The organism is Roseivirga seohaensis, from assembly GCF_001592945.1.
GTDB lineage: Bacteria > Bacteroidota > Bacteroidia > Cytophagales > Cyclobacteriaceae > Roseivirga > Roseivirga seohaensis.
Window position 1 is genome coordinate 173,932 of sequence record NZ_LRPB01000048.1, and the last position, 10,903, is coordinate 184,834.

General features: G+C 37.1%; 9 protein-coding genes and 2 tRNA genes. 3 read left to right on the top strand and 8 right to left on the bottom strand.

Translation table 11 applies throughout. From position 1 onward, the window contains the following. Positions 1 to 16: 16 nt before the first annotated feature. The gene (locus AWW67_RS15300; protein ID WP_062303171.1) at positions 17 to 1,261 is read right to left on the bottom strand and encodes a cytochrome c3 family protein; all 1,245 of its coding nucleotides are present in this window, start codon (positions 1,259 to 1,261) and stop codon (positions 17 to 19) included. A 611-nt stretch (positions 1,262 to 1,872) separates the two neighbouring features. On the opposite strand from AWW67_RS15300, the gene AWW67_RS15305 reads away from it, so the two are divergent. Continuing rightward, positions 1,873 to 1,946: transfer RNA gene (locus tag AWW67_RS15305), tRNA-Pro, on the top strand. A gap of 140 nt (positions 1,947 to 2,086) precedes the next feature. Here the strand turns inward: AWW67_RS15305 and AWW67_RS15310 are convergent. From AWW67_RS15310 to AWW67_RS15340, 6 genes are all read right to left on the bottom strand, one after another. After that, positions 2,087 to 2,479, bottom strand: a complete 393-nt coding sequence (locus AWW67_RS15310) for a hypothetical protein (protein WP_062302794.1) — start codon at positions 2,477 to 2,479, stop codon at positions 2,087 to 2,089. Positions 2,480 to 2,482: 3 nt separating this feature from the next. Further along, a complete protein-coding gene (locus AWW67_RS15315) occupies positions 2,483 to 2,953 on the bottom strand; it encodes a TolB family protein (RefSeq protein WP_062302795.1) in 471 nt (156 codons plus the stop codon). 56 nt (positions 2,954 to 3,009) lie between these two features. Next, entirely contained in the window at positions 3,010 to 3,399 is a 390-nt protein-coding gene (locus tag AWW67_RS15320; RefSeq protein WP_062302797.1) for a TolB family protein, read from the bottom strand. Positions 3,400 to 3,402: 3 nt separating this feature from the next. Next, positions 3,403 to 3,894 (bottom strand): hypothetical protein, encoded by a 492-nt coding sequence (locus tag AWW67_RS15325; protein ID WP_062302799.1) that lies wholly within the window; start codon positions 3,892 to 3,894, stop codon positions 3,403 to 3,405. Positions 3,895 to 4,325: 431 nt separating this feature from the next. Continuing rightward, on the bottom strand, positions 4,326 to 4,877 hold the full coding sequence (locus AWW67_RS15335) for a TetR/AcrR family transcriptional regulator (protein ID WP_141655476.1): 552 nt from the start codon (positions 4,875 to 4,877) through the stop codon (positions 4,326 to 4,328). 373 nt (positions 4,878 to 5,250) lie between these two features. After that, entirely contained in the window at positions 5,251 to 8,532 is a 3,282-nt protein-coding gene (locus tag AWW67_RS15340) for a WD40/YVTN/BNR-like repeat-containing protein (RefSeq protein WP_082794076.1), read from the bottom strand. A gap of 211 nt (positions 8,533 to 8,743) precedes the next feature. On the opposite strand from AWW67_RS15340, the gene AWW67_RS15345 reads away from it, so the two are divergent. Both AWW67_RS15345 and AWW67_RS15350 read left to right on the top strand, forming a co-directional pair. After that, a tRNA-Ser gene (locus AWW67_RS15345) sits at positions 8,744 to 8,830 on the top strand. 164 nt (positions 8,831 to 8,994) lie between these two features. Beyond that, positions 8,995 to 9,540, top strand: coding sequence for an inorganic diphosphatase (locus AWW67_RS15350; RefSeq protein ID WP_053223296.1), 546 nt, complete (start codon positions 8,995 to 8,997; stop codon positions 9,538 to 9,540). A gap of 50 nt (positions 9,541 to 9,590) precedes the next feature. Here the strand turns inward: AWW67_RS15350 and AWW67_RS15355 are convergent, their stop codons facing one another. Then, complete coding sequence (locus AWW67_RS15355; RefSeq protein ID WP_062302804.1) at positions 9,591 to 10,838, bottom strand: metallophosphoesterase; 1,248 nt, start codon at positions 10,836 to 10,838, stop codon at positions 9,591 to 9,593. Between the last annotated feature and the right edge of the window lie 65 nt (positions 10,839 to 10,903).

Here is a 10,903-nt window from a genome sequence, read left to right on the forward strand (position 1 = left end):
AAATTCTATTCAATAATTAATAGTGACATTTAGCACATTCCAAACCACCGATATCGGCTACTTTCATAGGTGTTTTTGAGGTTGCGTTATGCATCTCCACCAACTTATCGTAGTATCCGTTACCTTGCGTATTTACATCTGTATTTCTATGGCAGTCAATACACCAGCCCATTGTTAAAGGGGCAAACTGCTCAACAACAGCCATTTCTTGAATTTCACCGTGACAAGTCTGGCATTCAATCTCTCCTACCGTTACGTGTTGTGAGTGATTGAAATAAGCTAAATCAGGCAAGTTATGAACACGTACCCACTCAATTGGCTTTCCGCTTTCTTGAGCTGCATATAATTTCTGTATCTCAGGAGAATCTGTCTTGATTGAACTATGGCAGTTCATACAAATATTCACTGATGGAATGTTTGCACTCTTTGCAATCTCTACACCTGTATGGCAATACTGACAGTCAATTTCGTAAGTTCCAGCGTGTATTTCATGAGAAAAAGCGATTGGTTGAGTTGGCGCATATCCTTGTTGCACACCTACAGTGTACAGACCGTCAATCACGTTTTTAGCAGCTAAGGTTACTACAAGGAAAGTAACAATACCTATAACTGTTGGGCTTCTTAGGAAAGCAGAAACACTAAATTTCTCATTAACAATCTCTTCATCTTCTGCAGAAAGTTGCTTTTTATCCTTTAAGTAACGGCTAACGAAATTGATGATGATAACCAATACTACTAATAGTAGTACCAACACCACAATCAAAGTAACCATAATTACATTCAGATATTCTGAAGGAACACCGCCTGATTGAGCAGCACCTTCGGCACCAGTTGCAGTAGCTATTGGCGCAGCTTCTACTGGAGGGTTTTCTTCAGTATGCAGAACATAAGCCATAATTGACAAAATCTGCTCGTCTGAAAGATCTTGATTAGGCATCACCTGATTATACTCTTTAAATAGAGCTACAGCTTGAGGATCGCCATCATTAATCATTTTGCCTGGGCTCTTCACAAAAGATAAAATCCAGTCAACTTCTCTTCTATCGTAAATTCCAGCCAAAGCTGGACCTACAACTTTTTTATCCACAGCGTGGCAAGAATTACATATGTATTCTTTAAAGAGACCTTCTCCTTTTTTGATGATTGCTTCATCGGTTGGAATTTTATCTCTCTGGGCAAAGGCTTGTTGGCCAGAAAAAACAAAACAACATACAAACAAGCATGCTGTCGCGAAGCGGACTAATAGTTTTTTGGATAACATGTAATCAGTAGTTAGAGTCACAGATTGTCTCATCACGTAAAATCGAGACAAAGGTAGTATCGGAATGCTTTATTTCAAACTAAAGTTTAGATAGTACACGAGTGGTCAAAAGAGATTAAAAAACCACATACTTCGTTCATTAACAGTTGTTTACGCACTTAATTCTAAGGTGGTTTTTATTTAGAATTATTATAAATAGCCTAAACAATTTAAATTAGCGTAACCCTGTATACGAATCCATTTTTACAAGAGATATACAAAGATAAATCAGCGCCATTATTTAAAATAATAACCCCATTTACAGCTATATAGGCTATTGAAAGCGTATCTAATTGGTTGTCAGCAAGATCAGCCTAACTGTACATTATAGCTACATTTTCGAAGTATATACTCCTCTTATTTCTATATTATATAGTGTACTACTGAGCACTTAGAAACAATTTCATTTTAATTAATAAAAATTTCGAAAGACGTGTTGTACAATAAAAATTATCCCTATATTTGCACTCGCAATTGAGACAACGGCCTCAAAAAAGAAACAAAAACAGTCTTGAATTACTTAATTTAGATTGAAAAAAATTGGGTTTTGAACTTCCCTTAAAATAAAAGTTCGGGGTGTAGCGTAGCCCGGTATCGCGCCTCGTTTGGGACGAGGAGGTCGTAGGTTCGAATCCTGCCACCCCGACAACAAAAGCTTCTGAGAAATCAGAGGCTTTTTTGTTTTTAGGATTTGTCCCGTCCTGATTTTAGTTGACAGTTATCAATTGATTGTGTCAACCTATTTCAGGACAAGACATAAGGTTGTTCTTTTTCATTTTATTATTTTTAGTTTCCAATTATCATTAATATTCCTATTATTAAAAGCACCATCCAACCAGGGTGTTTTCCTTTGGTGCCAATTAAAACCAATAACGAACTCATCCCCATGGTATAAATAATTGCTTGTAAAATAAAATTAACGAGCTCTATATTTTGCTGGTTTTTTGATAATGCAATTTTCATTAATATAGCTCCAATGCACCAACCAAAAACAGAAGCCAGATGCCAAGTAGCCCATAGTATGCGTAAATGTCTTTCCTTTAGTTCTAAACCTCCCTTTAAGGGAACTAAATTTCCTTTCTTTCTTTTACCCTTAAAAATAAAATACTCTCCAAGGAAGGAATGAACAATTCCTAAAAGAAAACACAGAATACCACTTATAAACAGAAAGATGTTCATAAATTATTTATGTGTTTTTAACCAAACAGCACCAAAAGCGTTATCAATAAATTTTTCTACTGAAGAACCATCGTTGTTCATTTTATAAATATGTTTTTCTCCGTGTTTGTCTTCGGATTGGAAGAGTATTTTAGCCCCATCAGGTGACCATGAGGGATCCCAATCATCAACATCATTATTTGTTAATCGTTTTTGATTTGAGCCATCAATATTCATTACATAAATTTCAAAATTCCCATCCCTGTTAGACATAAAAACAATTTGTTTGCCATCTGCAGAAACTTCAGGATGTAAATCGGTAGCTTTATTATTGGTTAGCTTAATCATATTGCTACCATCAATATTGGCTATACAAATGTCTTCACTAGTGGTATTAAAAGCCGAATGAAAAATGAGTTTACCTTCATGAGTAAAATATGGCCCTCCACCATTCAGTGGTTTTATTTGAGTTTGTCTGCTTCCGTCTGCATCCATAATCCAAAGTTCTGCTATCCAATCTTCACCAGAACCTTGATAACCTCTAGCAAAAGCTATTTTTTTCCATCAGGAGACCAAGCTGGCGAGCTATCCCATTTGTTTTTTGCATGCGTTAACCGTTTTAGGTTTGTACCATCGTGATTCATGGTATGAATAGACCATGTGTTTCCACCATCATAATAGCCATAAGAAGCAATACGTGTTCCGTCAGGAGACCAAGCTATATAGCCATCTCTCCCAGAGCGATTAGTAATTCTAGTTTTTGATTTGGCCTTATCATCTGTCAAGTAAATTTCTGCATCACCTGTTTCTTTTGATGAATAAGCAATTTCATAGGATAATGATTTAGAAGAGTTTTCTTTTGAGTCCTGTTTTTTAATATTACAGGCATTTAAAAATAGTATCAATACAAGTATTAAATGTGTGAAGTTGTGGGTTTTCATTAATTAAATATTTTTAATTGTTGTCATCTTTCCTAAATTAATTTGTTCCGCACTCGTAAACTTTATGTCTCTAATAGAATCCATCTTTTTCCATAAATAAGCATTGCCTTTTAAACTTTTGGTTGCTCTCATTCTTCTATTCAGTCTTTCTATTTCTTTTGTCGTAGCCTTTCTTTTTTCACCCAATTTACCATATAGTTTTATTGCAGGTGGGTTAGTAAACTTTCCTTTGAACAAAGATTTAATCCAAAACCACCGGTTGCTATTAACGCCTAAAACACAAATGTTTGGATTGCTATCGGCATTTTTCGAAAGCTTTACCGCAAACTTTTCAAAATAGAAACCTGTTTGATTGTCATTCAAAAAAAGTGAGCCAATGGGTGTCACAGTTGGGTTATTATTGATATCAACCGATGCAATTGATACATAAAAATTAGATCTAAAACTTTTACTAAAATGTTGTCGAATAAAATCCCAATTTTTGATGATGTCCATTTTCAATTTTTATTTACGCTTTATATAGAGTACTGTTATAAGGGTAGGAAATAGTAAGCCCTTTAGAGGTTTTAACCCAGAAAGTATAGAGTGAACTAACGGGTTTGTAGATTCATTTACTAACCAAAATTGAGATATCACAAGCAGCACTATACCTAACCACATACTTATTATTCCATTTTTTTACTTTTTACAATTAAAATCAAGCTTATAAGTATAATGACTCTAAATACACTTTGAGCAATAACTGCTATTTTTGCATTAAATACTGAAGAAAAAGAATTTATAAAACTTTCAGAATTCATAAAGTCTTCTCCAAAATGAATGATATATAGTTTAAAAGAATGATATGAAAAGAGAAAGGTGATCAATACATATATTATGATTGATAGAATAGAATGTTTTCTTGTATTCATGTTTTTTAGTATATATTAAAACTCAATAAAGGTTTTAATAAGTTTTATTGCATCCTTAATATCTTCACCTTTTTTAGATGTTTTGTTTATCTCGTACCACCCAAGGTAAAAGAGATATAAAATTTCTGCTTTTTGAATTGCTACTTCCCTTGAGTATCCTAATTTCTGAATTAATAGCGCCCCATACTCAACTCTTGTTTTTTTGAGTTCTTTTAAAAGTCGATTTAGTTTAGTATTTGTCTCGGCTTCTTTTCTTAAAAAAAACATTAAATCTTTTCTAGATTTATCTTTAAATCCCAAAATTAAAAACCGCTCAAACCGCAACCTTGGTTCTCTTATTCCATCAACTTCCGTTATAATAGGTTCCATACTTTCATTATACCAATACTGAATCATCTCATTTAGAAAGTTCTTTTTGGATTGAAAATGATGGTAAAAACTGGATTTGTTGCAATCCAGTTTTTTTGCCATCTGCTCTACATTTATCCCCTGTTTTCCCAATGTAGAAAAGTATTCTATTCCTAATTTTAACCACTTCCTTTTATCTACTTTTAGTGCTGGCATCACATTAAACGTTTTCGTTTAATGCAAATATATAAAATTATTAAACGTAATCGTTTAATGTTGTGTATTTTTGAAATCCCATCTATTTACTTAAAAAGCATATGGATGAACAACTGTCTTTAAGAGCTTTCTTGTTTTATTAAGCCATTAATAAGAATCAAAATGATATTTTATAACTGATATTTGGGACTATCAATGCTTCTCTATATTCATCAACCTTATTGGTTTTAATATTGTACCGCCTCATTCTATATAGCATTTCTTAAATCCCTTGCCAACCTATTAAAACAAGAAAGGCCTGTGAAGAATGTTCCACAGGCCTTTTGACTATATAAAAGCTTTCACCCTAAATAAGATACAGTTTTATAAACGATTCTTATTCTCCACCAATTGGAGAGAAATCTACTGTTTTAACAGCTGCCAAATATGCATTCCAGTTTGCAGCATACCAAGCATCCATTTTAGATTGTAATGATTTGAATTCACTATTGAAATCAGCCAAATCTTTACGATCTGCAGCGCCAGGAGCATCAAACGAACCAGAAATTGTACGAGACAAACCACTTACTTTTGAGCTTAAAGGAACAATATCAGAGTCACTTCCTCCTCCAAAACGGAAACCACCTCCACTACCAACAGCATCAGAAAGTTCTTTCATTTCCTTCTTCACTTCTTCACTTTTGGTTCTCAAAGCATTTACTTCTGGGCCACGCTTACCTTTCAAAGCTTCTATCACTTTATCTACAGAAGCCATATCGGTAGTAATTTTAGAGGCTAAGGCCGAAACATCTGCTGAAAGCACATTTACTTCTCTGAGCAAGTCTCTTCTAGCAATTAAGTTATTGATATCATAAGTATCGCGAGGATCCATTTGGAATTCAATTTTACCTTCGTCTGATTGATTACCAATGGTTACTTTGAAGGTATATTTACCTGGCAAAGCAGGAGCCCCACCCCTTCTAAAGAAAGAAGCAAATTGAGCTGGAACACCCGCAGGCAATTCTGGCTGTACAGTATTCTCAGGAGGATCTTCATCATACCTCCAAGAAACACTATTTAAACCTTCACTAATTGGAGAACTCAATGTTCTCACCAAGTTTCCACTCAAATCAAAGATTTCAATCTTGGCTTGAGGACCTCTTTGGGAACTTCCCCCTCCAGCTCCACCTCGGCCTCCACGGCCTCCGCCACCACCTTGACCACCAGCAGGTCTTCCTTGTGCTTGAGATGCAGTCGCACCAGCGCCTCTTCCTCCGCCAGCAGGCGCTTCAGGTTTTTTAGCAAAAAATTTGATTATTGCCGAACCAGACTGCCTGTTTTCTCCTTCGAAAGTTGCATTACCTGGGTTAGCCGGCCCACTCGCTGCTCTTGTGCTCACCATATAGGATGTAACGGCATCAATCGCAGTTACATCAGACTCTGTTATCGCTTTTTGACCTTTTGCTGCCAAAACACGTAGTGGGTTAATATCGTCAAGCACATAAATAGCTCTACCGAAAGTACCAATCACTAAATCACTCTCACGCTCTTGAATCACCAAATCCATTGTTGAAACACTCGGATAGCCGTTTTCAAACTTAGTCCAAGTTTTTGCTTCATCGATACTGATGTATAGTCCATGCTCAGTACCTAAAAACATCAATTTCGGCTCTACCGGATCTTGGATGAACGAAAGTGCATATCCGAAAACATCATTTTCGTTTACAATTGATGTCCATGTTTTTCCATAATCTTTAGTTCTCATCAAATATGGTTTGAAATCGAACCTTCTGTAATTATTAATTACAGCAACGGCCTCTCCTTTGTTATATCGAGAAGCTTTGATTTGGTTCACCCATGATCCTTCAGGAACACCTTTAAGGTTTTTGGACACGTTTGTCCAAGTGGCGCCTCCATCTTTTGTAACATGAATGTAACCATCATCTGATCCAGCCCAAAGCACTCCTTTTTCCAAAGCACTTGGTTCAATTACTAAAAGCGTAGTATGGTTTTCCGCTCCCGTTGCATCAATGGTTAACCCACCACTCTTATCTTGATTTTGTTTAGTGGTATCGTTGGTTGTTAAGTCTGGAGAAATAATTGTCCAGCTATCACCTTTATTTGTACTCTTATGTACAAACTGGCTTCCAAAATAAATAGTGCTATTATCAAATGGATCTTGCGCCATGGCTGAGTTCCAGTTGAAACGTAACTTTACTTTAGGGTCATCGCTTGTAGGCTTAATCCTTTTGCTGCTTCCAGTGAGTTTATCGTATCTACTAACATTACCTTGTTGCGACTGAGAATAACCATAACGTGAATCGTCAGGATCGGCCATTACATCAAAACCATCGCCACCACCAATGGTGAAGAAGTAATCGTTTCTAATTCCATCGCTTTTCCAGGTATAGGCAGGCCCTGTATATGTTCCGTTATCTTGTAAACCTCCATATACATTGTAAGGCATTTCGTTATCTACATTAATATGATAGAACTGACCTAATGGTAAATTCTCTACAAACTGCCATTTCTTACCCATATCGCGCGTAATGGCCATGCCACCATCATTACCTAAAATCATATATTTAGGATCGTCTGGATGTATGTATAAAGCATGATTATCTACGTGAATAAGGTTTCTAGGAATAATATTCTGGAATGACTTACCGCCATCTTCACTTCTGTGGACATTAGTGAAAATACTATATACTCTGTTTTCATTTTTAGGGTCTACGTAGATATCAAAATAGTAGAAAGGTCGGTTTCCGATGTCGTTACCATTGTTGATCATCTCCCATTTAAAACCACCATCATCTGAACGATAAAGCGCGTTTTCTTTGGCTTCGATAAGTGCATAAACCCTGTTCGGATTGTTTGTAGCAAACGCTAAGCCCATACGGCCCAAATCTCCTTCAGGAATACCGTTGTCTTTGGCCGACTGTTTTGTCCAGTTTTTACCGCCATCTACGGTCATATATAAGCCTGAGCTTGGCCCGCCAGAAGTAAAGAACCAAGGTTCTCTTCTGTGTTGCCACATGTTTACCAGAATCTTATTTGGGTTAGAAGGATCCATCACCATGTCGCCCACTCCTGTTTTTTCATCTACATAGAGAATGTGATTCCAAGTCTCTCCTCCATCAGTAGTTTTATAAACACCTCTTTCTTTATGGTCGCCCCACGGAGAACCAATGGCACCTATATATACAGTGTTCGGATCATTCGGATCGATGATAATACGGTGAACGTTTCTGGTTTTTTCAAGCCCCATTAATTTCCAAGTTTTACCAGCATCTAAACTGCGGTAAACTCCATAACCACCTGTTAAACTGTTTCTAGGATTCCCCTCTCCTGTTCCTACCCAAACAATATTTGGGTTTTTTTGAGAAACGGCAACGGCTCCTATAGAGAGCGCTAATTCATTATCAAAAATAGGCTCCCAAGCAATACCCCCACTTTCAGATTTCCAGAGGCCACCAGAGGCAGAGCCGGCATAAATAATTTCTGGACTGCTATTTACTACATCAATGGAGGTAACCCTGCCACTCATGTTGGCCGGACCAATACTTCTTGGTTTCATTGCTTCTAGCTTACTGAAGTCAATTTTCTGTCCAAAAGACAGTGTACTGATCAGTAAAGCGCAAATCACGAGCATTCCAGTTCGGAAACTCGTGACATTCATACATTTTGGTTGATACATAGTTTAGTTGTGTTGATTTTCGATTTAGATAGCAAGTAGTGGCTATCGTTTAATGAATTGACTCAATTTTAATGAGTTATAAAAATGGATTTACATTGATGGTATTTTTTCTAAAATACGCTTGGTGAAGTCTGATCTAATCACCTATATTTGCACTCCTCTTAAACGAGGGCAATATATCAGCTAAATACACGGAGAGATGGGTGAGTGGCTGAAACCACATGTTTGCTAAACATGCGTGCGGGAAACCGTACCGGGGGTTCGAATCCCCCTCTCTCCGCAAAAGGCCTTAGAAACAATTCTAAGGCCTTTTTTATGCTTTTGTCACAGCACTTGTCACATGTAACCAAAATCAGGCATCCTCATTTGCTAGTAGCATTAACTATCTTTACTATTCTTAGCTTAAAACAATAAGCGATCTTATATACTTGAAAAACCTACTTTATGAAAAATAAATTTAACCCTTGGCATGATGTTTCACCTGGTGATAACCTACCAGATATTGTAAACGGCATTATTGAAATTCCGAAAGGCACAAGGGCCAAATACGAGCTAGACAAAGACAGTGGGCTTTTAATCCTCGATAGAGTATTGTACTCTTCGGTTTATTATCCAGCGAATTACGGCTTTATTCCTCAGAGTTATTGTGAAGATAGAGACCCATTAGATATTCTGATTCTGTCACAAATCGACATTGTACCCATGTGTATTGTTCCGGCCAAAGTTATTGGCGTAATGCGTATGCTCGACAACGGTGAAGCAGATGATAAAATCATTGCAGTAGCTGCAGGCGACCCGAGCATTAGCCATATCAACGATATCTCTGAACTTCCTTCGCATTTCATTTCAGAAATGAGGAATTTCTTTGAAGACTATAAAAAGCTAGAGAATAAAACTGTGGTGGTAGAAGAATTTCTGAACAAAGAAACTGCTATTGAAATTCTTAAAGAGAGTTTTGAAATGTATAACGAGAAGTTCAATAAAGCCTAAATTCTCCCCTGAGAAAATGAATATAGAGTGGGGCTTCAAAAGCCCTACTCTTAAACCGGCCTATTCGTCAATTCAAAAATGGTGATTTCAGGAAGAATTCCGATTCGGCCAGGGAAGCCTAAGAAACCAAAGCCTCGGTTTACATAGAGGTGATGATTTCCTTCGGTATATAAATCAGCCCATTGAGGGTACATCCATTGCGAAGGGCTCCATCTAAAATTACCAACCTCAACACCAAGCTGCATACCGTGGGTGTGCCCTGCAAACATCAAATCAATGTCGTTATACTTTGGCCTTACTTGTGCATCCCAATGACTTGGATCGTGTGAAAGCAATATTTTTACATCGCCTTCTGAATTTTTATGCGCAAGGTCTAAGTCGCCATATTTGGCAAAACGACCAGCACCCCAGTTCTCTACGCCTATTAAGGAGATTTGATCCCCTCCTACTTTCAGCGATTTATTTTCATTCATCATGAGATTCCAGCCCATTTTTTCATGCGCCAAAATCATGTCTTGCAGGTTTTTTTGCTTTGCCTGAGCTGAAGTCCATTGCATATAATCTCCGTAATCATGATTTCCTAAAGTAGAGTACACTCCTAAATCGGCTTTTACTTTAGAGAAAATATCGAAGTATTCATTCAGTTCTTTGGTTTGGTTGTTCACCAAGTCGCCCGTAAAAAACACTACATCGGGCTTTTCGACCATCAGTAAATTAACTCCCCCTTCAACTGCTTTTTTATCGAAGAAACTTCCGCTATGGATATCAGAAAGTTGCGCCATTTTAATACCATTGAAACCGCTCGGAAGGTTTGGAAGGTATAATTTTCTTCTTCTTATTCTATAATCATAGGCACCTGACACAATGCCAAAACTCATGGTCACAATTGGCAAAGTAGCTGCCGCAACGGCAGTTTTAGCAAGAAACTCAGACCTAGATATTTTTTTACCTGCTGCTATCTTCTTTTCCTTTCTGCGCTTCTTGCCTGCAAAGAAAAGCGCAATTGCTCTCCTAATATCATCTATAAAAACGAAGACCAACCCAATGAGCTTGGCAGTATAAGACATAAAAATTATGGAGATAATGAAGCTAAAAGGTACTGTTCCGGCTTGCGAAAGAAAAAGATAAAACACCAAGGCCATCATTGCTACGGCTTGTAAGAGGTAAATTCTCTTGAGCCATTTAGCGCGATTGGCCTTTACATTCTTGAGAAGGGTCTTTGTTGCCTGATAAGCATATATCTCTATCCAAGCTAAAAACAGAATTATTAGAATAAAAGAAAAGACACTAAACTTCATACATTTTGCTAACTGTTTGAAATCAATTTGAGTTCAAAAAAAGAGCTCTCGGGAACCACCCCGAG

Excerpts from the sequence above, each read along its gene's own strand:
- AWW67_RS15325 (WP_062302799.1), bottom strand. The coding sequence starts at position 3,894 with ATGGACATCATCAAAAATTGGGATTTTATTCGACAACATTTTAGTAAA.
- AWW67_RS15300 (WP_062303171.1), bottom strand. The coding sequence starts at position 1,261 with ATGTTATCCAAAAAACTATTAGTCCGCTTCGCGACAGCATGCTTGTTT.
- AWW67_RS15315 (WP_062302795.1), bottom strand. The coding sequence starts at position 2,953 with ATGGATGCAGACGGAAGCAGACAAACTCAAATAAAACCACTGAATGGT.
- AWW67_RS15340 (WP_082794076.1), bottom strand. The coding sequence starts at position 8,532 with ATGAATGTCACGAGTTTCCGAACTGGAATGCTCGTGATTTGCGCTTTA.
- AWW67_RS15320 (WP_062302797.1), bottom strand. The coding sequence starts at position 3,399 with ATGAAAACCCACAACTTCACACATTTAATACTTGTATTGATACTATTT.
- AWW67_RS15310 (WP_062302794.1), bottom strand. The coding sequence starts at position 2,479 with ATGAACATCTTTCTGTTTATAAGTGGTATTCTGTGTTTTCTTTTAGGA.
- AWW67_RS15350 (WP_053223296.1), top strand. The coding sequence starts at position 8,995 with ATGAAAAATAAATTTAACCCTTGGCATGATGTTTCACCTGGTGATAAC.
- AWW67_RS15355 (WP_062302804.1), bottom strand. The coding sequence starts at position 10,838 with ATGAAGTTTAGTGTCTTTTCTTTTATTCTAATAATTCTGTTTTTAGCT.